The organism is Bradyrhizobium sp. USDA 4449 (genome assembly GCF_054056275.1).
This window is the reverse complement of the sequence record NZ_JBSRYD010000001.1, coordinates 7,523,205-7,546,716: the sequence shown is the minus strand read 5'-3', so window position 1 is coordinate 7,546,716 and position 23,512 is coordinate 7,523,205. Positions and strand designations below refer to the sequence as shown.

General features: G+C 58.7%; 21 protein-coding genes and 1 pseudogene. 14 read left to right on the top strand and 8 right to left on the bottom strand.

Features of this window, described 5'->3' with window-relative positions; translation table 11 throughout:
- Positions 1-82 precede the first annotated feature (82 nt).
- Positions 83-994, top strand: a complete 912-nt coding sequence (locus ACVIIW_RS35625; protein WP_456704979.1) for a MurR/RpiR family transcriptional regulator — start codon at positions 83-85, stop codon at positions 992-994.
- A gap of 17 nt (positions 995-1,011) precedes the next feature.
- Here ACVIIW_RS35625 and ACVIIW_RS35620 read toward each other — a convergent pair.
- The 3 genes and pseudogenes from ACVIIW_RS35620 to ACVIIW_RS35610 form a co-directional block, all read right to left on the bottom strand.
- Positions 1,012-2,036, bottom strand: a pseudogene (locus tag ACVIIW_RS35620) (Ldh family oxidoreductase).
- Positions 2,037-2,065: 29 nt separating this feature from the next.
- A complete protein-coding gene (locus ACVIIW_RS35615; RefSeq protein ID WP_456704978.1) occupies positions 2,066-3,067 on the bottom strand; it encodes a 4-hydroxyproline epimerase in 1,002 nt (333 codons plus the stop codon).
- Positions 3,068-3,081: 14 nt separating this feature from the next.
- Positions 3,082-4,332: an NAD(P)/FAD-dependent oxidoreductase gene (locus ACVIIW_RS35610; protein ID WP_456704977.1), complete on the bottom strand. Its 1,251-nt coding sequence runs from the start codon at positions 4,330-4,332 to the stop codon at positions 3,082-3,084.
- A gap of 300 nt (positions 4,333-4,632) precedes the next feature.
- On the opposite strand from ACVIIW_RS35610, the gene ACVIIW_RS35605 reads away from it, so the two are divergent.
- From ACVIIW_RS35605 to ACVIIW_RS35590, 4 genes are read left to right on the top strand one after another with little or no spacing between them, the layout of a single operon-like run.
- On the top strand, positions 4,633-5,424 hold the full coding sequence (locus ACVIIW_RS35605; protein WP_456704976.1) for an ABC transporter substrate-binding protein: 792 nt from the start codon (positions 4,633-4,635) through the stop codon (positions 5,422-5,424).
- Between the two features lie 57 nt (positions 5,425-5,481).
- Positions 5,482-6,144 (top strand): amino acid ABC transporter permease, encoded by a 663-nt coding sequence (locus ACVIIW_RS35600; RefSeq protein ID WP_456704975.1) that lies wholly within the window; start codon positions 5,482-5,484, stop codon positions 6,142-6,144.
- 5 nt (positions 6,145-6,149) lie between these two features.
- Positions 6,150-6,809: an amino acid ABC transporter permease gene (locus ACVIIW_RS35595; protein ID WP_456704974.1), complete on the top strand. Its 660-nt coding sequence runs from the start codon at positions 6,150-6,152 to the stop codon at positions 6,807-6,809.
- Entirely contained in the window at positions 6,802-7,527 is a 726-nt protein-coding gene (locus ACVIIW_RS35590) for an amino acid ABC transporter ATP-binding protein (protein WP_456704973.1), read from the top strand. The genes ACVIIW_RS35595 and ACVIIW_RS35590 overlap by 8 nt, the downstream gene beginning before the upstream one ends.
- A gap of 104 nt (positions 7,528-7,631) precedes the next feature.
- Here the strand turns inward: ACVIIW_RS35590 and ACVIIW_RS35585 are convergent, their stop codons facing one another.
- The gene (locus ACVIIW_RS35585) at positions 7,632-8,312 is read right to left on the bottom strand and encodes a GntR family transcriptional regulator (protein WP_456704972.1); all 681 of its coding nucleotides are present in this window, start codon (positions 8,310-8,312) and stop codon (positions 7,632-7,634) included.
- 193 nt (positions 8,313-8,505) lie between these two features.
- Between ACVIIW_RS35585 and ACVIIW_RS35580 the strand changes: the two genes are divergently transcribed.
- The 7 genes from ACVIIW_RS35580 to ACVIIW_RS35550 all read left to right on the top strand — a co-directional run bounded on the left by ACVIIW_RS35580 (position 8,506) and on the right by ACVIIW_RS35550 (position 15,447).
- Complete coding sequence (locus tag ACVIIW_RS35580; protein ID WP_456704971.1) at positions 8,506-9,417, top strand: dihydrodipicolinate synthase family protein; 912 nt, start codon at positions 8,506-8,508, stop codon at positions 9,415-9,417.
- 147 nt (positions 9,418-9,564) lie between these two features.
- Positions 9,565-11,139, top strand: a complete 1,575-nt coding sequence (locus ACVIIW_RS35575) for an aldehyde dehydrogenase (NADP(+)) (protein ID WP_456705351.1) — start codon at positions 9,565-9,567, stop codon at positions 11,137-11,139.
- A gap of 203 nt (positions 11,140-11,342) precedes the next feature.
- A complete protein-coding gene (locus ACVIIW_RS35570) occupies positions 11,343-12,308 on the top strand; it encodes a TRAP transporter substrate-binding protein (RefSeq protein ID WP_456704970.1) in 966 nt (321 codons plus the stop codon).
- A gap of 100 nt (positions 12,309-12,408) precedes the next feature.
- On the top strand, positions 12,409-12,849 hold the full coding sequence (locus ACVIIW_RS35565) for a TRAP transporter small permease (RefSeq protein WP_456704969.1): 441 nt from the start codon (positions 12,409-12,411) through the stop codon (positions 12,847-12,849).
- Complete coding sequence (locus tag ACVIIW_RS35560; protein WP_456704968.1) at positions 12,846-14,111, top strand: TRAP transporter large permease; 1,266 nt, start codon at positions 12,846-12,848, stop codon at positions 14,109-14,111. Before ACVIIW_RS35565 ends, ACVIIW_RS35560 begins: the two co-directional genes overlap by 4 nt.
- A 172-nt stretch (positions 14,112-14,283) precedes the next feature.
- Entirely contained in the window at positions 14,284-14,676 is a 393-nt protein-coding gene (locus ACVIIW_RS35555) for a hypothetical protein (protein ID WP_456704967.1), read from the top strand.
- Positions 14,677-14,871: 195 nt separating this feature from the next.
- Entirely contained in the window at positions 14,872-15,447 is a 576-nt protein-coding gene (locus ACVIIW_RS35550; RefSeq protein ID WP_456704966.1) for a methyltransferase domain-containing protein, read from the top strand.
- 326 nt (positions 15,448-15,773) lie between these two features.
- Here ACVIIW_RS35550 and ACVIIW_RS35545 read toward each other — a convergent pair whose 3' ends face one another.
- From ACVIIW_RS35545 to tcuC, 4 genes are all read right to left on the bottom strand, one after another.
- Positions 15,774-17,159: a tyrosine-type recombinase/integrase gene (locus tag ACVIIW_RS35545; RefSeq protein WP_456704965.1), complete on the bottom strand. Its 1,386-nt coding sequence runs from the start codon at positions 17,157-17,159 to the stop codon at positions 15,774-15,776.
- Between the two features lie 396 nt (positions 17,160-17,555).
- On the bottom strand, positions 17,556-18,467 hold the full coding sequence (locus ACVIIW_RS35540; RefSeq protein WP_456704964.1) for an ABC transporter substrate-binding protein: 912 nt from the start codon (positions 18,465-18,467) through the stop codon (positions 17,556-17,558).
- A gap of 308 nt (positions 18,468-18,775) precedes the next feature.
- The gene (locus ACVIIW_RS35535) at positions 18,776-19,591 is read right to left on the bottom strand and encodes a substrate-binding domain-containing protein (RefSeq protein ID WP_456704963.1); all 816 of its coding nucleotides are present in this window, start codon (positions 19,589-19,591) and stop codon (positions 18,776-18,778) included.
- A gap of 15 nt (positions 19,592-19,606) precedes the next feature.
- Entirely contained in the window at positions 19,607-20,911 is a 1,305-nt protein-coding gene (tcuC, locus tag ACVIIW_RS35530) for a tricarballylate/proton symporter TcuC (protein ID WP_456704962.1), read from the bottom strand.
- 351 nt (positions 20,912-21,262) lie between these two features.
- Here tcuC and ACVIIW_RS35525 point away from each other — a divergent pair, with 351 nt between their 5' ends.
- Together ACVIIW_RS35525 and ACVIIW_RS35520 are read left to right on the top strand one after the other, a co-directional pair.
- Positions 21,263-21,928, top strand: coding sequence for a response regulator (locus ACVIIW_RS35525; protein ID WP_456704961.1), 666 nt, complete (start codon positions 21,263-21,265; stop codon positions 21,926-21,928).
- A complete protein-coding gene (locus ACVIIW_RS35520; RefSeq protein ID WP_456704960.1) occupies positions 21,928-23,322 on the top strand; it encodes a sensor histidine kinase in 1,395 nt (464 codons plus the stop codon). Before ACVIIW_RS35525 ends, ACVIIW_RS35520 begins: the two co-directional genes overlap by 1 nt.
- The last annotated feature ends 190 nt before the right edge of the window (positions 23,323-23,512 follow it).

Sequence of the window (23,512 nt, the reverse complement as noted above, 5' to 3'; positions counted from 1 at the left end):
TTGCAAGAAGGGGTGCCGTTAGTTATTTTTCGGCTGGGTGCCAGTATGCCATCTGCAAAAATAATTGCAATATGACCTAGTGATGACAAAAGATGCAAAAATCGTTGCAGAACGATTGCTGAATGGGCAATCGGTCGAGGATTGGCTCCGTGCGCTTGCTGCCAACAAGGTCCCGTCGAAAGCCATTCAGCACGTCTTGGATGCAATCATCGCCAATCCAGAGCTTGCATCCTATGCCTCCACCGCTGAGATGGCGGAGGCCTCGGGTGTCAACGTCGCCACCGTTACTCGGAGTGCTCAATCCTTCAGATTCTCAGGCTGGCCGGAGTGGCGTCAGGAGATCCGCGCTCGCTATTTGGGCCTTTTGAGCGCACCAGAGCTTGCCGTCGTTCATGATTCTACGTCCACGCTGGCCCCCTTTGACGCAACGATCGGGAAACATATTGAGCATCTCACCGCAATGAAGCGGGGGATCAATCGGTCGGTTGTTCTGGATTTCGCGAAGGCCATTTCATCGGCAAAGCGACGGTTGATTGTCGCGTCCGGTAGCTTTGCTGCAGTCGGAAGAACGTTGGCTCATCACGCAGGTGTGGCTGGCTATCGATGCGAAGTGCTGGACGATGCTGTTGTCCTGACCCATGCGCTTGCTGATCTAACAGAGAGAGATGTCCTCGTTCCCATAACGTTTTGGCGACTGTACAACTCTTCCATCGCTGCGGCGCGTGAGGCAAAGCGTCGAGGCGCGCCCGTTTATCTAATTTCGGACCAGCTGGTTTCGCCGATAGCAGAACTCGCTGATCGAATACTGGTAGTTCCATCTGAAGGTGCTTCGTTCTTTCCCTCGATCGTGCCGAGCCTGTCGATCGTGGAGAGCATCTGCGCGCAACTCGTGAAACTGGATCCGGAGAGAAGCGCGAAAGCGATCGCCGCCGCGGAGGAGCAGTGGCTGGAGTTTGACCTCCTGCGTTTTAATTCCCCGAAGTTCAGGCCATAGCATTGTCAATAGGCGAACTAAGCGGCTGGCAACAGGTCCAGGAGATCTTGGTGAAGCGAACGCGGGATCGATACACCATTGGCGAGACTCTGCTTGCGAGCATCATATCGCCGTTGGGAGGGTAGGCGCGCTCCCTGTGACGTGATCGCCTCGAACAAAGCCTCGGCTCTTTGAATGTGGCGGTCGGCCGAAGCGCCGAGGAAACCGGCTGGATCGATGGCGACAATGAGTTCCCCTCCAAGCGGAGATGACTTCCGCCCTGCATCGGCCGCCAACGATTCTGCGCTCGTCATATCTCCGATCAGCGGCCCCGCCAGCAACTCAACCATCGCAGCCAGCGCAGAGCCTTTGTGTCCGCCGAAGGTGAGCATCGCACCGGCCAGCGCGTCGGCGGCGTTCGTTGTCGGTTTGCCGTCGATATCAAGTCCCCAGCCGATTGGTATTGGGTTTCCAGCACGATGATGCAGTTCGATCTCACCACGCGCTACCGCACTCGTGGCAAAATCGAAGACGAAAGGCGGGCCATCGGGGCGCGGCCAAGCGAAAGCAATTGGATTGGTTCCGAAGGCGGGCCTGGTGCCCCCGGCGGGTCTACCCATGCGTGGCTTGGTGTGCAGGCGAGAGCGACAAGGCCAAAATCGGCCAAACGTTCAACTTCGGGCCAAAGTGCAGCGAAATGAATGCAGTTATTGATTGCCAGCGCCGCTATCCCCGCTCGCTTGGCATTCTCGACGAGCGTAGGAAGTCCCATCTCGAACGCAAGCTGGGCATATCCGCCCTTGGCGTCGACCCGTGTAATCGATCGTGCTGTGTTCGAGACCTCAGGAATGGCGTCCCGTACCACATTCCCGTTGGCTAGCGTCCGCGCGCAGACAATCAGACGGTAGACTCCGTGTGAGACGCAACCGTCGCGTTCGCTCGCAACGATCGTTTCGGCGACTGCGGTTACATGGTCAGGCGCGAGGCCGTAGTGAGACAGGATGCGCGCGGCAAGGTCGCGAACCTCGTCGAGCGACATATGGACGACGTCGGGCTGGCTCATCGCGATTTCCGCTCTCTGAAAAGTGCCGTTCAGGCGAGCTGGAAACCGTGTGCGAGTGGGTCTCGATCGTCCACGTAGATTGTATTGTGGCCGATCACCCGAGCCCAACCTGCAACGCTTGGCAGGATTGCCGGCTTCGAGCCGACTTTGGTCTCGCCCTCGACGCGACAGTTGAACATGGTTCCGATGATACTTTCATGGACGAAATGATCCCCAACGGCGAGGCGTCGGCGTGCCACCAATTGCGCCATGCGTGCGGAGGAGCCCGTTCCGCACGGAGATCTGTCGATAGCCTTTTCCCCATAAAAAACGGCGTTGCGGGCGTCCGCTTTGGGCGACTTTGGCTTGTCGCACCACATCACGTGGCTGACCCCGCGGATGCGCTCATCCTCCGGGTGTACGGGCGCCAGCGCCTGCTCCGCTGCAGCCCGAACCAGCGGACTTAAGCGCTTGATTTCGTCTGCCGACATTCCGTCGAGGCCCGGCCAGTTGGTCTGGGGTTCAACGATGACGTAGAAGTTGCCGCCGTAGGACAGGTCAACGACGATCGAACCCAGGCCAGGCACGTCGAGGGCTACGTCTTGTGCGTGAAGATAGCTTGGTACGTTGAAGAGCCTGACCTCGTCGACATACTGTCCGTTCTTAACGTATTCGATAGCTACGCGGCCGGCTGGCGCCTCAATCGCGAGGTGCCCTTCGCGGCGAGGAACGACCAAGCCTTCTTCGATGGCCGCGGTCACCGTTCCGATGGTTCCATGACCGCACATCGGCAGACAGCCGCTGACCTCGATGAACAGCACGCCGACGTCGCAATCTTCGCGCGACGAGGGATACAGGATCGTTCCGGACATGACATCATGTCCTCGGGGTTCGAACATCAGCGCACGACGAACCCAGTCATGGTCCTTGACGAAGATTTGTCGTTTCTCGGCCATCGAAACTGCGGGCAGGAGAGGGCCGCCGCCCGCGACGACACGAACCGGGTTTCCGCAGGTGTGAGCGTCGACGCAGAAGAATGTGTGGCGTGCCATGGCGTACTCTTGGCTCAGTTGAAGCGCGAGATGGAATAGGGTGAGAGATCGATCGAGTCAGGGCGCCCCTTGACCAGATCGGCAACGATCCGGCCTGTCGTGGCGGCCTGAGTCAGACCGAGGTGGCCATGGCCAAACGCATAGATCACGTTCGAACAACGTTGAGCCCTGCCGATCACCGGCAGGCTGTCCGGCGTCGCCGGTCGATGGCCGGCCCAGGCCGTGCCACCGCGCGCGTTCAGTTTGGGAAGGTAACGTGAAGCCAATGCGACCAGCGCTTCGGAACGTTTGTAGTTCGCCGTCGCGTCGAGACCGCCAAACTCGGCCGCGCCTCCAATGCGCAAGCCGATACTGAGCGGGGTCGCAACGAACTTGCGTTCGGCGAAGATGATCTCGCGCGAGATCTGTACGCCCGGCTCGGGTAAGGTGGTGTTGTACCCTCTCTCGCTCTCGAGAAGCACGCGATCGCCCAGAGTCTGGGCGAGAAGGCCAGACCAGGCGCCGGCCGCAACCACGACGAAGTCGCCCGAGAGTTCCCGTCCATCTGCGCAGCGTGCCGCCGCTTTCTGCGAGCCGCGGGCGACGAGACTTTGTACGTCCCCCGTTACGATCTGACCCCCCCCGTCACGCATCAGCCAAGAGCGGACCCCGTCAACCAGTGCCTTTGGGTTGCTGACGTGCGACCACTGCGGGGTGAGGACCGCCCTGGTAACGAGCGGGCTCAGCGCTGGCTCGAGGTCTCGCGCATCATTCCCTGATATCGCAAGGACCTCGATTCCGTGACGGCGTTTGAAGCTCCATTCCTCGGCGTCGTTTCTGAACGCCTTCTCGCTCACGTACACGGTGAGTGCGCCGCGCCGCTGGAGTTCTCCGGACAGTCCACACTGGTGCAGCATCGGTTCGAGATCGCTATAGACCCGGCTGTTCAAAGCCGAAAGTGCCGCCCCGATACGCTCAACTTCGTCGCGGCGTCCAGCGCGTGAAAAGGCCCAAAGCCAAGGAAGTAGCTTGAGAGCGTGGGCAGGGCGGACGGCGAGTGGTCCGAGGGGATCGAGCAACCATCCTGGAACCTTGAGAGCAAGTCCGGGCACCGAGGCGGGGATAACCTCCGTCACAGCGATCCCAGCAGCATTTCCAAACGATGCCTTGTCGCCCGCTGGATCGCGATCCACGACGGTTACAGCCAGCCCCTCAGCTGCGAGATGAAATGCGGCAGACAGTCCGACGATCCCGGCTCCAACCACGATTGCAGATTGCGACGACACGGCATTCTCCTTATAACTAATTGTAGATTGGATCCATATTGGGCGTCAAGTTGGGTGTTGCCGGGAAACTCATCGAGAGAGGCAGATTTCTATTTTCACAGTCTATATCTCTGAATTTATTTCGATTTAGGAGATTTTGTGTCGTCCTCCGGTGGTTTTTCTTGTCAAATCGTCGTCATCTCGCTGCTTGACTATTGTAGATTGGATCCATAATGTGACGGAGCCGGTGAGGTACTTGTTCTTGAGGGGAGAGCTCAAATGTCACGTCAGGTTTGGAATCGAGGTGCGCTGTTATCCGTCATGGTTGCGGCATTTGCCGCCGTCCCGAATGCTCACGCGCAGTCCACGCTGGACAAGGTCGTCCAGTCCAAAACGCTGCGATGCGGGGTGCAACTCGATTACCCGCCCGCGGGCTTCCGCAACCAGAAGAACGAGCCTGACGGCTATGATGTCGCCTATTGCAAGGACATGGCCAAGGCTCTCGGCGCGACAGCTCAGGTTGTCGAGACGCCTTCCTCGGAGCGTATTCCTGCCCTGGTCTCCAACCGAATCGATGTTCTCATCGCGTCGGCGTCGATCACCAACCAGCGAGCGCTGACGGTGGCCTTCTCCCAACCCTATGTCAGCTACACGAATGTCGTCCTGACGCGTAAGGACACCGGGATCGATAAATTCGACGATCTGAAGGGGCGCGCGATCGGTGGAGTGACGGGTACGACGACCGAGCAGGAGCTCAAGGCGCTCTTCAACGCCTGGAAGGACACGAAGGGTTCGTACACTGGTTACGGCTCCGAGGCGGAAAGCTATCTCGCTCTGACGCAGGGCAAGATCGACGGGATCATCCTTGGCAATGCATCGGCTGGTGCTCTCGTCCAGAGCGGCCAGTTTCCCACCTTGGTAATTAAGGGCGAAGCGCCAACGCCGGCGGACCTTTGCGGCATCGCTGTCCGAAAGGACGATCGTGAGCTCCTGAACTGGCTTCGTGTGTTCGTCTGGTCCCAGGTGAGGACAGGTCGTTACAAGGAGCTCTACTCCCAATATTTCGGTGGCGGCGAGCCTCCATCGCTGAGTGTGCCCGGCGTGAACTTCTGACAGCAGTGGGGTGGATCGCCGGTCGGGCGCCACCCCAGAGCTTTATGGGAGTGGCCGATGATCAATTATACGTTCTACTGGTCTATCGTTTGGGAGAAGCTCCCCGATCTGCTCGATGGCGCGCGGACCACCCTCGCGGTCACCGTCCTTTCGATGATCTTCGGGACCGCTCTTGCGCTGCCGCTCTCGCTGTGGCGGCGTGCGAAGGAGGGCGTTGGGCACGCCTTTGCAACTGGATGGGTCGAGCTCGCGCGAAATACACCGGCGTTGTTCCAGGTGTACATGGTCTACTTTGGTCTCGGTTCCCTCCACATCCATTTGCCGAGCTATCTCGCGATGGTTGCGGCGCTCACGTTCAACAATGCCGGCTATCTCGCAGAGACCTTTCGAGGTGGTCTTAATTCCGTGCCGCCGCAGCAACTATCCGCGGCGCGCTCTCTGGGTATGAGCGCGCTTGCGGCATACGCCTACGTCGTTTTTCCGCAAGTCTTTCAAGTGATCTTTTTTCCCTACGTCAATCAATTGAACTGGGCGCTGTTGAACAGTTCGCTCGGAATGATCATCGGCTTGCGCGAACTGACCGGAGCAACGCAGGCGGCGCAGTCGGAGTCATTCCGGACCTTCGAATTCTTCATCGTTGCGGCTGGCATCTACTATCTCATGGCCAAAGCCATCGAAGCGTTCGCCCATTTGGCGTCGTGGCGTCTGTTTGGGAGGTGAGCGCGATGCAATTCCAGCTTCCCTATTCGGGACTCCAATGGTCCGATCTGCCATACGTCCTGTCGGGCGTGTGGAATACGCTCATCCTCACCCTCGCGGCTGCCACCTTCGGTACGCTGATCGGCGTTCTGATCGGGTGGCTGAGGCAGGACGTGCCGGCGGCGCGGATTGTGCTCGCGCCGTACGTCGACGTGACCCGCAGTGTGCCGCTGATCATTCAGTTCATCCTGGCCAATAGCTTCTTCGCGCTGGCCGGCACACCGCTCGAGCCGTTGTGGATCGGGATCGTGGTCCTCAGCCTTTACATGGGCGTGCTGACATCCGAGCTCGTCAGAGCCGGGCTTGGCGCCGTGCGACCGCAATTGAAGTGGGCTGGCCGATCGCTTGGCATGAGCTATTGGCAGGAGATGCGCTATGTCTCCGCTCCGCTCGCGCTCCGAACCGTCTTCCCCGGTTGGATCGGCACCGTCATAGCGCTGACCAAGGATACGGCTCTAGTCAGCGTTGTCGGGTACGTCGAACTCCTGCGCGCATCACAAGTCCTGATCAATCGAACCAACGAGGCGCTTCTCGTGCTTGCCGGCACGGGACTGTTCTACTTCGCCATCTGCTATCCCATTTCGCTGTACAGCCGCAGGCTCGAAAGGACCTTCCAGCATGATTGAGATTGAGAACGTGCGTAAGTCATTCGGCGCACTCGAAGTGCTCAAGGGCATCAATCTCTCGATCGAAAAGGGGGAGGTGCTGTGTCTGATCGGCGGCAGCGGCTCGGGCAAGTCGACGCTGCTGCAATGTATCAACGGTCTCCAATCGATCCAGGGCGGCAAGATCGTCGTCGACGGAACCGACGTCCACGCGCGGGAAACCAATCTGAACTCTCTCAGGCAGAAGCTCGGAATCGTTTTCCAGCAGTACAACGCGTTTCCTCATCTCACGGCAGTCGAGAACGTGGCGTTGGCGCCCCGTGTTGTAAAACGACTTTCCCGCGCCGAGGCGCTCGAGCTGGCTCGCGAGCATCTGGACTATGTCGGGCTGGGCAGTCGCGCGGACATGAAGCCTTCCGGGCTCTCCGGCGGGCAGCAACAACGATTGGCAATTGCGCGAGCCCTGGCGATGAAGCCAGCCTACATGCTGTTTGACGAGGTTACGTCGGCGCTGGATCCGGAACTCGTCGGAGAGGTCCTGGATACCCTACGCAAGCTCAAGACGAGCGGGATGACTATGATCGTCGTTACCCACGATATCGCCTTTGCCCGCGAGTCCGGTGACCGCGTCGCGTTCTTCGATCAAGGTGTGATTTGCGAGCTGGGACCCGCCCGCCAGGTGATCAATGATCCGAAGGAGGAGCGGACACGTCAATTCTTGCAGCGAGTGCTGCACTAGAGCGAAGCCGATCAGGGATGGCCGCAACCGGATAGAATCCGGATCGCAGAAGCGCGCCGTCTGACGCACAGCCGCTAGCTCCGTGGGTGAGGCTGCCGCCGGATTCAGGCTGACTGCGACGCCGGCAGCTTCCCGGCCTCCAGGATGTGTTTTCGCAAGTAGTCGACGGCAACGGGATTTCGTTCCGTGCACAAGCCCAGGAGTTCGCGGTGCTCCCGCTCGGCTGTAGCGATGGCGCCGGTCATGACCAACTGGACCCGGATGAATCGCTCCGCCTGAATATTGATGCCTTCGATGATCGTCAGCGTCTCAGGCCTGTTCGCAGGCAAGTACAGGCTCTTGTGAAATAGCCAGTTCAACTTTCCCCATTCGGCCGTATCTCGGCGGTGGTACGCGCTCTCAAGCTGGTCGATGAAACCCTGCGCCACGGCAGCATCGGAGGCGCCAAAGTGCGGTAACGCTCGCGCAAGAATGTCGCATTCGAGCAAGGCTCGCAAATCGAAGAGCTCGCTGACCTTTTCCTTCTTCATGGAGGTGACGATCGCGCCCTTGTGGGTCTTGAGCGCGACCAGTCCTTGTCCCTCCAATTGCCGAAGCGCTTCACGTACGGGCATGCGGCTGACTTCGTATTCTTCCGCAATAGCTTCCTGAACGATCGGGTCGCCGTCCCTGAACTCGCCGCTGAGAATTCTCTCGCGCAACGCGGCTGCGATCGCATCGGGCAGGCTCTGTCGAGAAATCGGATTCACCGATCCGGATCGCGCTTCGCGGGTGGTCACTTTCATTCCCTTCTCGTGCTGTCTCTACAGACCGACCTCAAGGGGCGCTGGATCCCCTCTGCCGCCTTGGGAATCGGTCTCTCGTAGAGCCAAAAATCCTTATCCCACATTCTCAAACGAAGGAAGTAGACTTGATGACAAGATTACTGTAGATTGGATCCAGTAAGCGGCGATCTGCCGCGGAGCGGGAGATGGATTTATGACGAAGAAATGGACGGGCGTTTTTCCGGCGGTAACCACCAAAATGACGCATGACGGCTACGTGGACCTGCCGGCTACTCAGGCCAGCATCGACAGGCTGATCAAGGCCGGGGTTTCAGGCGTCATCGTTCTGCCAATGCTTGGCGAAAATGCATCCCTGACGCTCAGCGAGCGTGAGTCGATTATCCGAGCGGCCGCCGAAGCGGTCAAAGGCCGGGTGCCGCTTCTGTCGGGTCTCGCTGAAACGAACCTGAGCTCCGCCAAAGCCAATGCAAAATTGTATGAATCGTTTGGCGCGCAAGGACTGATGGTTTTCCCGAGCCTCGGCTACAAGACGGACGATCGCGAGACGGCGGAGTGGTACAAGGGCGTCGCCAGCGCCTCGTCATTGCCGATCATGATCTACAACAATCCCATCTCCTACGGTGTTGACGTCACGCCGGCCGTATTGAAGCAGCTCGCCGACACGCCCGAGATCGTGTGCGTCAAGGAAGAGACCGGCGACATCCGTCGCGTGACGGACACCTACATCGAGCTAGGCGATCGCTTCAGTGTTTTCTGCGGCGTCGATGATCTCATCGTCGAAAGCTCCGCGCTCGGAGTGACGGGCTGGGTGTCCGGCATGACGAACGTCTGGCCGGCTGAATGCGTCGAGATCTTTGGCCTGTGCGCCCAGGAGAAGTTCGCGGAAGCGCGGAAGCTCTACCAAATTCTTACGCCGTCCTTCCATCTCGACACGCACGTGAAGCTCGTCCAGTACATCAAACTTGCCGAGAACCTCGTTTATGGTGCGCCGGAATGGACGCGTGCTCCCAGGCTGCCGCTTGTCGGCGCCGAACGTGAGTACGTCGTGTCCACGGTAAAGGCCGCGATCAGCGCCCTCGAGCGCCGCGACCGGAAGGCCGCTTGATCCTTCCCGCGTCCGACTATTCTCGGGCCCCGACCATCAGTGCTCGGGACCTGAGCGCAGGGCGATTTGCGTTCGTCGAACTGCCTTTCGGGAATATCGACGGCCGCAGGTCGTTTCGAACTTGAGCGTTGATTGGATGATGATCTGATGATGATCTCAGGAAACCTCCTGATCGGCGGCCAAGCAAGGCGCGGAAGCAACGGCGTGTTCGTTGGCTTTGACGCGGCTACCGGCCAGCCGCTCGAAGGATCCTTCGGCGGAGCGACCGTTGCTGACCTAGACGAGGCTGCGGCCCTGGCTTGGCAGGCTTTCGGGATCTATCGTCAAACTTCGCTTCATTTGCGAAGCCGCTTTCTTTTGCAAGTCGCCGACGAGATCGCTGTGCTCGGCGAGGACCTGATTTCGCGCTGCATGGCAGAAACTGGGCTGCCTCGGGTCAGAATCGAAGGTGAGAAGGCCCGGACGGTTGGGCAACTCCGTCTCTTTGCAGCGGTCGTTCGCGACGGGTCGTACCTGGAGGCGCGGATCGATCCGGGCCTACCGGACCGCAAGCCATTGCCGCGACCCGACCTAAGACTCATGAAGGTGCCTCTAGGGCCCGTAGCGGTATTCGGAGCTTCCAATTTCCCGCTCGCGTTTTCTGTGGCCGGAGGTGATACGGCGTCGGCGCTTGCTGCCGGTTGTCCGGTGATCGTTAAGGCTCATTCCGCTCATCCTGGAACTTCTGAGTTGGTTGGCTTGGCGGTGCAGCGTGCGGTTCGGACCTGCAGTCTTCCTGAAGGCGTTTTTTCTCTCATCTATGATAGCGGCAAGGATATCAGTCAGGCGCTTGTCGCCCATCCTCAGATCCGTGCCGTCGGCTTTACTGGATCGCGCAGCGGCGGAACGGCGTTCATGAAGATCGCGGCTGCTCGCAATCAGCCCATTCCGGTTTATGCCGAGATGAGTTCTATCAATCCTGTAATCCTGTTCCCAGGAGCGTTGGCTCGACGAGGGGCTGCAATCGGGCGAGCCTTCGTGAATTCGCTCACTCTTGGAGCTGGCCAGTTTTGCACGAGTCCGGGACTGATCTTGGCCGAACAAGGCCCTGGGCTTGAAGCCTTTATTCGCGCTGCTACAGAGGCACTGTCCAGCGTGCCCGCTGCAACGATGCTGAGCGATGGCATTCGGAATAACTATTGCGCCGCTGTCGAACAACGTGCTTCTCGTCGCGGTGTTGAGTTGCTCGCGAAGGGGCTGCTTGCTTCGGAACGGAGGGCTCAGTCGGTCCTATTTTCCACAGACGCGAAAACTCTCTTAGCCAACGTCGATCTCCAGGACGAAATCTTCGGGGCGGCATCGCTCGTCGTTCGCTGCATCGATCGAGAAGAACTGGCGAAGGTGGTTCACTGCCTCGAAGGCCAACTTACGATCGCAATCCATATTGACCCTGAGGACTACCATTCCGCACGGAAGATGCTCCCCGTGCTTGAAGGGCTGGCGGGCCGAATACTCGTTAATGGATTTGGCACCGGCGTCGAAGTCGCTCACGCAATGGTCCATGGAGGGCCTTACCCGGCCACATCGGACGGGCGTTCGACTTCTGTTGGTTCACTTGCGATTGAGCGGTTCCTTCGACCGATCTGCTTCCAAGATATGCCCGACGATCTGCTGCCTCGCGCATTGAGCGATCAAAATCCGGAATTTGTTCGCGGAATGGAAAATGGCGAGCTCCCCTCGTAACGCGGAAGCGTCGCGAGCAGTCGCCTCCGAGGCGCGCTTCGAAGCAAGTCCAGACCAAAAAGGATGCCCACGGCTCAGGGCCCAAGTTCCAAAAGTTGGGCAGCTCTCGCACACAATCCGAACTTGACCGGATATTGTATCAAATTATTTTGGATCCAATTCATCAGGAGGGGCTATCGATGTCGTGGTCAAGGCGTGGGGCGATGCTCGCCTTTACGGTTGGTATTTGGGGTATCCCCGCTCTCGCGCGCGCTCAGGTCGAGCTGAAGCTGGGACACGTGCTTACGGCGGACAGCCACTACCATGCGGCGGCCGTGGCCTTTGCAGACGCGCTCAAGGTCAAGACAGGCGGCAAGGTTGTCGTAAAGATCTTCCCACAAGGGCAGCTTGGCGGGGAAGTGCAGGAAGTCCAGGCCCTCCGCCTGGGTACGCAAGATGTGTTGGTGACAAGTCAGGCCGCGGTCGTGAACACGATCAAGGAGTGGCAGATTTTCGATGTGCCTTATCTCTTCGATACGGTCGATCAGGCAAACAAGGGACTACGCAGCGAGACCGGACGCAAGCTTCTCGACCTCGTCGATCGCCAAGGCATGGTCGGATTGTCATGGCTTTCCGTCCTGGAACGCGACGTGGTCTCGGCGAAGAAGCCTGTCACGAAGCTCGCGGACCTGGATGGATTCAAGATTCGCGTCATTCAGAGTCCGGGTTTCGTAAAGGCCTACAAGGCGCTTGGAGCAAATCCGGTGCCGCTACCGTATGGCCAACTGTATCTTGCCCTTCAGCAAGGGGTCGTCGATGGGGCGGAAACTTCGCCCGAGCTCATGATCCAGGACAAGTTCGCGGAAGTTTCCAAGCATTTTGTTCTTTCGCACGTGAATCACATGCCGGTCGCCCTGCTGATGTCCAAAGCGACATTTGCCAAATTCGACGCGGAGACACAGGCTGCGATCCGAGATGCCGCGTTTGAAGCCTCGGCAGTACACGAGTCTTCTTATCGCAAACAGTATAGCGAGGCTCTTTCAGAACTAACGAAGCGCGGTCTTGAGGTCTCCGCACCTGCAGATCTGAAGGACTGGCAGGCCGCGACTGAAGCTGCGCGCCGGGAGATCGTTGCCGACACGCCCGACGGCGCGGCATGGCTGGCAGGCCTACAAGGCGTCAAAAAGTAACGACCGATGCAGTGAGGTCGCGCCCATGGCAGCGTTGAAGGCAATCATCCTCAGGGCGGATCGGGCGCTCGTCATGTTCAACTTCGCTCTTGGTGGCACAGTGCTGTTCGCGATGCTGTGCATCGCGGCGCTAGGTGTGCTGTTTCGCTTCGCATTGCATGCGGCGCTGCCTTGGGCCGAAGAGGCGAACATGTACCTGTTCGTCTGGTTGACCTGCCTGAGCGCATCGGTCGCCTTTCGGCAGCGATCGCATCCTCAGGTGGATGCGCTCGTCGTGTTCGGCCCTTCTTGGATCGCATCTCTCTCGTCCTGGTTGTCGCCTCTCGCGCTCGCGGTTCTCGGTCTTGTTCTTATGGTCTACGGCGGCAGCCTCGTGGAATTCATTGGCGAAGAGACCGGTTCAGCGATTCCGCTCTCGATGGCTTATCCATACGCCTCGATTCCCTATGCTGGAGCCTGCATGGTCATCCACGCCATCACGCTGGTGGTTGAGGGCGCGCCAGCGCCATCGTCCGAAGCGGCAGCCGGAGAAATCGCATGATACCGCTTTTGGTCGCGCTGATCCTGTTAGCGTTCGGGGTTCCGGTGGCGCTTTGCCTTGGTCTCGCCGGAACCCTCGCGCTCTGGCTCGGGGGCGTCAATCTCCTCGTGGTCCCGCAACAGTTCTTCTCCAATCTGGCGAGTTACAATTTGCTGGCCATACCTTTTTTCATGCTGACGGGCGCGGTCATGGAACATGCGGGAATGTCGCGGCGTCTGATCGACTTCGCACAGGCCCTCGTGGGATGGATGCGTGGTGCCATGGGACATGTCACGATCGTGGCCAGCATGTTCTTCGCCGATATCTCAGGCTCTGCGACGGCCGACACGGCTGCTATCGGGTCGATCATGATTCCAGGCATGCGGAGCAAGGGCTACTCGGCAGCATTTGCGACCGCGCTTCAATCTGCAGCCGGTTCGCTGGGACTTCTGTTCCCGCCGGCGATGTGCATGATCGTTTACGCGTACACGGCCAACGTATCGGTTGCGCACATGTTTATGGCGAGCCTCGTGCCAGGTCTACTCGTCGTCGTCTCATTCATGGTTGTTAATCATGCAGTGGCCGTACGGCGTGGCTATCTCGCGGTGGAGAGCTTCTCGGCGATGCACCTCGCCAGAACCTTTATACGTGCGATTTGGTCTCTCGGAGCTACTCTCGTCGTGTTAGGGGGCATCCTATTCGGAGTTTTCACGCCAGTTGAGGCCGGCGTCGTTGCAGCAATCTACGTGACCTTGGTGGGGACGCTTGTGCACCGCGAACTGCGCTTGTCGCACCTGCCACGTGTACTTGCTGCGACTTCGGTGAATACGGCCAGGGTCGCATTCCTCCTGGGTGTCGCATTCATCGTCGGAAGATATCTGACCGAGATGGAAGTGCCTCACAAAGCCGCCGCGCTGTTTTCGGAGTGGACGCGCTCGCGCTTGATCTTTCTGCTCCTGGTCAATTTGTTCTTCATTGTGATGCATACGGCACTCGAGACGATCTCCAGTATCGTTGTGATTGTGCCGGTATTCATGCCGCTCGCTCTGCAGCTCGGTGTAGACCCGGTCGCATTCGGGGTCGTGTTGCTGATAAATTCGGCGATTGGTATCAACCTGCCTCCGGTAGGTTTTTGTCTCTATACCGCGTGCTCAATCAGCGGCGTCCGGCTGGAACAGGCGACGCGCGCTATCTTGCCTTTCATTGGCGTGCTGCTGATTGACCTCGCGCTTGTCTCCATCTTTCCCGAGATCGCGCTGATGCTCCCGAACCAGATGCGCTAGATTGCGCCAACTGCGATTGCCGTAAAAACCTTTCGGCTCGACGCGAACCTGCACTCATAAGCAACCACGCGAGCGCCTCGCGTGGCACAAAGGCGGTCCACCAAACGGGGAATTTCACGACAACTACTGTTTAGGGGAGATCTACACCACGAAAGGACATGGTTGTGGGCTTGTGTTTCGCAATGAATCGAACATTCGCACCTATGTCGATACGGTTCTGAAAGGCGGCATTCCAGTCACGACGGGCCGCACAGTCGACGAAGAGGAGTTGCTGGCCGCATCCTACGCGACAGGGTTGCGCACCGGACGCATCGAGGACGAGGGCCTGCGTTCGATGCAGGCCGCTCGACCTCAACTCGCGACGTACTATGACGCGCTGGTCAACAAGCTAAGCAACGCCGGCGTATTGGAGGGATATCTGGATGACAATGGCCGCGCGGGATTGCGGCTTTCCACGCTCGGTAGGCTATTTGAAGACGAAGCGCTGTCGGTCTTCTTCAGTCCTACAGTCAAGAGGGCGTTGTCCGTGAAAATGACAGGTGAACGTAAGCTGCAGCACGCATAGGCATGAAACGAGGGAGGGATTGTCATGGATGTCCTAGAGCAGACAACTCCTGCATAGCAAGACGGCACAACTGGAGACGGCATACGTGCTGCACGTGCCGGTTGGACTTTCGGTGGCGATACCCCTCAACACTTTGACCTCCATGTCGCAAGGTCGGTCCCCAACTATGAAGCGGGTCACAGGTTGATTGAGCAAGTGAGTGATTTTTTCGTAAAGAAGGACTCGGTCGCCTATGAGATCGGAACCTCAACCGGCACGCTCTTGCGGCAGTTGGCAAAACGTCATCCGCATGGGACGCGTTGGATCGGGATCGATACGGAGCGAGCTATGATCGAATTTGCTCGCGGCGCTCATAGCAAGGGTTCAGCGAACGTCGAGTACTTGCTCGCAAATGCATGCGAAGTGGACTACGAAGCTAGCGATTTCATTGTATCATATTATACGGTTCAGTTCGTTCCGCCGAGGTATAGGCAAAGTCTGATCGATCTGATCTACAAATCACTCAATTGGGGAGGAGCGTTTCTGTTTTTCGAGAAGGTCAGGGCGCCAGACGCTCGGTTCCAGGACATTATGAGTGCGATCTATGTCGACTATAAGCTGGAGAACGGTTACTCCCCGGAAGAAGTGCTCGGGAAGGCGAGTAGCTTGAAGGGCGTTCTTGAGCCGTTTTCGACCAAGGGCAATCTCGATATGCTGCATCGTGCCGGCTTCGTGGACACAATGACCATATACAAGCATGTCTGTTTCGAAGGAATTTTGGCTATAAAGTAGGACCGCGCGGTTCAATTCAGTCGCAGCATCCTGTGGTGGGTACCCTTTGCGCGGACGGGTACCAAGTGCATATTCTCAAGTCGAGCGAGGCTGCTCCGCCGCCAAGGCTTTAACATCTGGTGCCAATGACGAGCGGAGGAAGTCTTGGGAGCTGTCTGTTGCAGGTCCACGATTTGAACCTGCGCTGTGTCATCGATCGTGGTCACGGAGGAAGGGGTGGCCTCGTTCAGACTTGGATCAAATTGGCGATCGGTTGCTGGAGCTAGCTCAAACTGGCTCATCATGGATTGGGCCGATTCATAAGCCAAGGTCGAATCGGCGAATTTTCAACGCGCCGGGCTGCAGATTGATCCTTCTTCAATCTGAGCAACCGGCAGGGCTACACCTTGTTTTCCATAGGAAGGGGGGTGTTGAGTTGCATGCCGGCTACTACCTTTTGCGAGCCAATCCTGTAACGAACCCACTTGGACCATCGACTCGCCCAAGGCAGCAAATACCGCGCTGCTGATCGCCTGCTGCTGGCTACGCAGATGATCCTCAAGAAGCTTATGCCGCGTGATGTAGCCTCCGTTCACTCCGGGAATGGCGTGGTTCATCAGCAGTTTGGCGTCGACTTCCGAGATTCCTGCGACCGTTGCAATCGTACGGAAGGTCTGACGGAGATCGTTGCCCCATTTTGACAGCATTTCACGATCTTCCTTCGTCTCCGCCAAATGCCCTGACGCGCTGTCGGATGGAAACACCCATTCTCGTGCTTGCAGAGGATACATCTGCCTACCGAACCGGATTGCGCGGATGAGGCAGACGATCATCTGACGCGACAACGGGATATCGAAGGCCTTCTTCTTGCCGCCCTTTGGTTTGGGGATGTGCAGCGTGCGGCGGCGAAAATCGATGTGTTCCGGCTTGACTTCCTGGAGCGCAGTTGGCCTCGAACCGCAAAGGAGAGTGAATAGGTGGAACTCTCTTCGGACCGGGTTGTCGAGTGTGGCGAGCTGTGCAAACCAGCCCTTTAGGTCGGCCGACCCCATCCCGGTGTTGCGGCGCTCCTCCACATTCCAATCGACGGCATCGGCTGGATTATCTGACGGCAACGACCTGTTCGTCTTCCGGGCATGATTGTAGATGGCCCGCAGGGTCCGCATGCTGCCATTGGCCATGTACGGCCCGTTCTCTCTTGTGACATCATCGTGCTTCTTGGCCACCCGAGTGGGATCGGCTGCGAGCTCATGGAGGGTGATGTCGAGCCATTCTGCAAAAATCCGATCAACGTGGTCGCGGTAGCCCTCGATGGTCTTTTCGCTGCGGTTCTTCCGCATCAGATGAGCCTCGAGATATCGCTCCCAGGCCTGCCTGAGAGTGATGCTCGCGACTGTCCCGCCAATCGCCATCGCCGGAGCGGGATGCGCACCTTCGGCTTGCTTCTCGTTCTTCGGGTGCTGTCCTCGGCTGATCTGGGCCAAGTACTCTTTGGCAGTGGCGCGCGCAGCTCGGGTCGACATCTCACTAGCATCGCCAATGGAAACCCTAATGGATGAAGCTCGCTTGCCTCCCTGCCTAAGGTCGCCCTGGACGGTAAAGGTCCTGCGCCGCTTTCCGATAACTACGAAAAAGCCTTTCAATTCTGTGTCGCGCGCCAGGTACCAGCCTTCCTTCGGAGCGGGTAGTTGAGCGATTGCCTTGTCGGTGAGAGAAATTCGAATATCGGTCATTACGAGAGTCCAGGCCCGCCAAAACGGTTTTCAAACGGTGTTGGCGGATTGAGCTGTTTGGAGGTTTGAGTTCGACTGAGCGCGAAGTTATGCGAGAAACACCTACAAACAAAGGGCTTCTCGAATGTTCGTCGTAGCGCAGCGTGCAGTTGGAAACTGCAGAGAAGGGATGGGCTTGAACTCTTAATCAGCGGGTCCCAGGTTCGAGCCCTGGTGCGCCCACCAAGCAAATTCAGGTGCTTGCAGCGAATGGGCATCAGCACGGGACGTTTGGTTTGACGTTTTCGACGTCCGACCAGGACGAGCGCTGCTTACGCCTCGCCTCCTGATCTGAGGCGGTTGAGCGACGGCTTCGATCGGAGGGGCGACTCTTAGACCAGCGGAAGCTTTGGGAGGTTACCGTCCATCCAGGGCCCGGCGCCATTCGCGGAAGAAGGCTTTCCGTTTGGATTGGTCGAGATTCGCCAGAAGGTCTGGTCCCACGCGGATAGGACGTAGCGTGTCCTCGCTCACGGTTGCCCTAAGGCCGGTTGGGAGATCGGAGCGTACCGTCCCGAAGGAGCGCGCCGCTAACTGCTCCTGACCGTTCCGGGAGAGCAGGAAGTCCATGAAGAGTGCAGCCTGTGCCGGATTTGGCGCGTTTTTCGGTAGAATCGCAATCCGCGTAATCAACGCGGTATAATCGGTGAATAGAGTCACACCGATCGATGGATCCTCCTTCGCCCTTTCGAGCGCGTATGAAGCGATCATGTTGTAGGCCAGCAGATGCTCTCCGCTCGCGACCCGATCGAGGATCGTGTGACTGAACGTGTAAAGCCGAACGCCGGCCTGTCCGAGGCTGCGGATCAGGTTCCATGTGTTCGGCGTGATTTGGACGTCGTTACTGAAGAAGAGAAATCCCGTACCGCTCAGCTCAGCATCGTAGGTGGCTACTTTGCCCTGATAGATACTGCGCTTCGCGCTCAACAGCTTCAGCAGATCGGCTCGTGTGCGCGGAACATCCTCCGGCGGGACTAGCTGCTTGTTGTAGACGAGAGCGATCGGCTCAGCGGTAATTCCGAAGGCTTGCTTCCTCCAAATTGCCCAATCGGGAATTCGATCGGAGTCGGTCGGCGAGAACAGTTGCGCATAGCCGTCGTTCACGAGCTTGACTTGCAGGTCCATCGCCGAACTCCACGCAATGTCGGCGCATTGACCGCGCTCGCGGCATTTGACGACCTCCTCGTAAATCTCCAGAGAGCTCTGATGGATGTAATCGACGCGAATATTGGGATGCAAGCGATGCCACTCGCCGAGCAGGCCTTTCACTTCGATGGTATCCGATGTCGAGATGATGCGTATCGCACCCTCCGTCCCGGAGCCCGCCGACAGTCGGTCTCGGTCAAGTGGATCGGTGCGAACCTGGTCCTCTTGGCTGCTCGTCGGTGTGGCCGCGAGGGCGCACAGGACGCTTATAGCTACAAAATGTAACCTGCTCCCCAGCATCGGAACTGCCTCGATCTGCCGGATGAGGCGGGTTTCTTAACTAGGTCCGCCGGCCGACGTCTAAAGCAGACAGTATAGAGGAGGCCCGCGCGGGAAGAAAAGCTCGGGCCAATTCGGGATCCCGGAGATTTCTATCGGGTGGGTGCGATTGGCTCCATGCCGGATTTTATGAGTGCGGGCGCCGCAGCCGGTGAAGCAAGGAAGTCGATGAGTGCCTTACCCTGCTCGCGTGCCTTGCCGTCCTGGGTGAGGGCAGCCGAGAAGATCGTGATCTTTTGGAGTTCTGGTGGCAGCGGTCCAACCAAGTCGGCGCCTGGGATCGGCAGCAGCTCGCTGATTTGCTGAAAGCCGAGTTCGGCGTCACCGCGGGCCACCACGGCGGCAACGGGCTCTGCCGGGATCATTCTGGCCTTGCCTTCCATCTCCGAGGCGATGCCAAGCTTCTTGAACAGCTCTGTCCCCACGTAGACACCGCTCGCACTGTCGGAATAGGCCACCGAGTTGGCACCGAGGAGGGTTGCCTTGAGGGCCTCCGGGGTCGAGATGTCGGGCTTCGCAGCGCCCGCGCGAACGACCATGCCGATCGGGGAGCGCACCAGGTCGACACGGCTGTCAGCATCGGCAAATCTCTTGGAGATCATGACACCGAGCGCATCACCCACCATGATCAGAACGTCGGCAGGTTCGCCGCGCGCCAGGCGAATGGGGATCGCATTCTCGGTGTTTCCCATCGAAGGCCCGTAAGATGTGAGGACGGTATTGCCAGTCGCCCTTTCGAATTGCGGGACGAGTTCCTTGTAGGCGGCGCTGAGGCCGCCTGAAATCATGACACGGACTTCCGCCGCCTCGACCTCTGGCGCGCAGAGAGCGGCAACCAGTACTGCTACTGCAGCAAGCCCAACCGGGCGAATGGGACGTACCAGGCTACGTTGTGGCTGTTCATTCATGGCGGGTCCCCTTCCTCAGGTCCCGACGGTGTTCAAGCCGGCGGACACTTCCGAGGCCGTCGCAACCGCCTGCGTTCTATAGACCAACAGGGTCCCAACAAGGCCACATGCCGCCGCGGCGCTCATCCACCAGCCGGGGGCAGCGTTGTCGCCGGTCACCGCAATCAGCCAGGTGCAGATGGCCGCCGTAAAGCCTCCAAATGTCGTCGCAAGGCTGTAGGCAAGCGAGAAGCCCGACGTGCGCACGCCGACCGGCATAACTTCCGTCAGCGCGACGATCATCGCGCCATTGTAGCTTGCATAAATGAACGACAACCAAAGTTCGACGGCCAGCATCTTGCCGAAAGTCGGCTCAGCGGCAAGCCAAGAGAGAACGGGATAGGCCGAGACGAGGCCAAGCAACGAGAAGGCCACGAGGATCGGCTTGCGGCCGATCTTGTCGGACCAGGCACCCATCACCGGAAGCCAGAAGAAGTTCGAAATGCCGACGCAGATCGTCACGAGCAGACTGTCGGTGGCAGAGAGCTTTAGGACAGACTTTCCGAACGTGGGTGTGTAGACGGTGATGAGGTAGAACGAAACGGTCGTCATAATCACCATCATCATGCCGCACAGAACGATCGCCCAGTTTGCGAGGATCGAGCGGTAGATCTGACCGACAGTCGGATGATGCTTGCGCGCGAGAAACTCCTCCGTCTCCTGCAGCGAACGCCGGATGAAGAACACAAAGGGCACGATCATGCAGCCGACAAAAAACGGAACGCGCCATCCCCAGTCGTCGACCTGCTGCGGAGAAAGCCAGGCATTGAGCGCGAAGCCGAATGCGGCAGACACGATGATTGCGACCTGCTGGCTCGCCGATTGCCAACTGGCATAGAACCCTTTGTGGCCAGGCGTCGCCATTTCGGAGAGATAGACGGAAACACCGCCCAGTTCGACTCCCGCCGAGAAGCCCTGGAGCAGCCTTCCGATCAGCACGAGAAGGGGAGCCGCGATGCCAATGGTCGCGTAGCTTGGGACGAATGCGATCAGCACGGTTCCGCAAGCCATGATCGAGAGCGTCACGATCAAGCCCTTTCGACGTCCGATCCGGTCGACGTATGCCCCTAAGAAGATGGCCCCGAGCGGACGCATCAAGAAGCCGGCTCCGAAAGCGACAAACGTCAAGAGGAGGGATGCGTACTGACTTTCCAGCGGAAAGAACGCCTTGGCGATGTAGGAGGCGAATACCCCAGAAAGAAAGAAGTCGAACATCTCCAGGAAGTTGCCACTGGTGACGCGCAGCACCATTCCGATCTTCGAGTGCTCGGATGTCGTCATGTTATCCTCCCGTGGTTCGCGTTGTTTGACCCGATTACGGGTTCTTGTGTTGCGCATCGATCGCGCTATGCGTTGGGACCGTCTGATCCGGCGCAGTCGAAAAGCGCAGTTGGTCCGGAGCTGCTGCAGCGAAAGCGATGAGACAGCGTAGACAGATGAGCTGTCGTCAACCTGTCGCGGCCAGGCGCCGCGGCGCGTCAGGACCGCGCAGGCAGCGCTTATGCGGGTTTACCGAACGAGGAAGAATGTTTGCAAAGATGGAGATGCCATCGCGACTGCTCTGTGATAGAGGTCTGGCAAGGTGCAAATAAAAAGCGCCGGAGCCTGGAATTCGATGGCGGGGGAGGCGCCGTGAGAATCCTGATCGTTGAAGACGATATGGCACTTGTCCGGGGGCTTTCGGCCTCGCTCAAGTCGATGGGCTTTGCGGTCGATCACGAACCGAATGGCGCCGAAGCGGCTTCAATCGCCATTTCCGAACCTTACAGTCTTGTGGTCCTCGATCTCGGCTTGCCCAATAGCTCGGGTTTTGAGGTTCTACGTCAGGTCCGCGCCAGCGGCTCGAAGGTTCCGATCATGATCTTGACGGCACGCGATGCCACCGCAGACAAGGTCAAGGGACTGGATCTTGGGGCGGACGATTACGTTCGTAAGCCGTTCGATCTGTCGGAGTTCGAAGCGCGTGTTCGCGCGCTGGTCAGGCGCGGTCAAGGTCGCACGGATCCACTTTTGACCTGCGGATCCCTCGTGATTGATCCAGCGATGGGACGTGCAACGCTCGATGGCAAGCCGCTCGACTTGCGCCGGCGCGAGATGGCGGTTCTCAAGATATTGATACTTCACCACGGCAAGCTGGTGCCGAAAGATCGTCTTATCGCGGAGGTGTTCGGCTTTGACGAGCCGGTTGGCCCGAACGTCTTGGAGCTTTATATCGCCCGTCTTCGCCAGAAACTCGGTCCTGATGGACCTACGATACGCACCATGCGTGGGCTCGGATATCTCCTGGAAGGGCGCTGATGGCAAGACGTCAGCCGTCCCTCAAAACCCGGTTTCTCCTCGGCCTTCTGGTTCCTGTTTCATGCCTTGCAATTGCTGTGGCGGTAGGCGGCAGCCTGGTCATCTCCCATGTGGTGGAGGTCACGCACGACCGATTGCTGAAAGGCTCGCTGCTGGCGATCGCCGAGCGTCTGGCCGTGGAGGACGGAGAGGTTACTGTCGATCTGCCGCGAGTGGCGCTGGGCATGCTCGAGACGCAGTCTGACGACAGTATTTTTTACAAGGTGAGCGTAGATGACCAGACGGTCACCGGATACAACGATCTGCCTATGCCCAAGAGTGCGGCACTTGAGCCGGAACAGCCGATGTTCTGGGATGACCGCTATCGCGGCAATGCCGTCCGCATAGCGGCCGGATCACGACATGTATATGGGATCGCTAAACCTGTCTTGGTTGCCGTGGCCGAGACTAAACACGCACGAGACCAGCTCTGGCGCGAAATGATCCGCGAACTTGCCTTGGCCGAGATGGTGCTCCTCGCCGTCATCGCCTTGCTCACATGGATCGCGGTCGAACGCGGGCTCGGGCCGCTTGCCCAATTGAAGCGGCAGATCGATCGCCGTGGAATCGGCGGATCAAAAGATTTCCAGCCGCTCGATCTGCACACGGTGCCGAAGGAGGCGCTTGCGCCCGCGCAGGCGATCAACGAATTGCTCGACCGCGTCAGCTTCGCGACCCAGATCTTGCGCCAGTTTACCGCCGATGCGTCACACCAGATGCGAACACCTCTCGCGGCGCTGAGAACGCATCTGGATCTCCTCAAGCGTCGTCTGGCCGGCTCGAGCGAAATGACCGAGATGGTCATGGAGGTGGACGCCCAAGTCGTCCGCCTGGATCGGATGATTTCGCAATTGCTGACGCTTGCTCGAGCCGACGAGGACGCATTGGTCAGATCGCCTGCGGAGAGAATTTCGCTCGTGACGAAGGCGAAGCAAGCCCTCGCTCTGCGAGCGCAAGCTGCGGCGGCTCGCAACATCGAGCTCCAACTGGAGGTGGAGCAGGACGAAATGTTCGTCGAAGCCAACGAGCTTCTGGTCGACGAGATATTTGGCAACGTGATCGATAATGCGATCCGGTACGGGCCAGCCGGCGCGGTGGTGATCGCGAGACTGTCCAAGGACGGCGACGCCGGCATAGTTGACATCGAAGACGACGGCCCCGGAATCCCGCCGGCCGAGCGGCAGAAGGTATTCGAGCGGTTCTACAGAATTGCCCGTCCGGATGCGCCCGACGGAAGTGGTTTGGGACTCGCGATCGTTCGCGTGTTGCTCGATCGGATGGGCGGCTCGATCGAGCTTGGCGAGGGCAAGCACCGTAGTGGCCTCCGTGTCACGATGAGATTCCGCCTCACGTGACGTTGCGAATGGCCAGACCCAATCTCTCTGCCTTGGCAGCCGCGACAGGTTGTTGACAGGTAACCGCCTCTATCCTGCTCCCTAACAGTGCAGGGTTGATGCTGGCCCCTCAGCGGACAGCGCAGCCATCACGCTTTAAAAAAGTGGGAGGAAGTCATGCCTTTACCGGCTCAGAACGGTAAGCGCATTC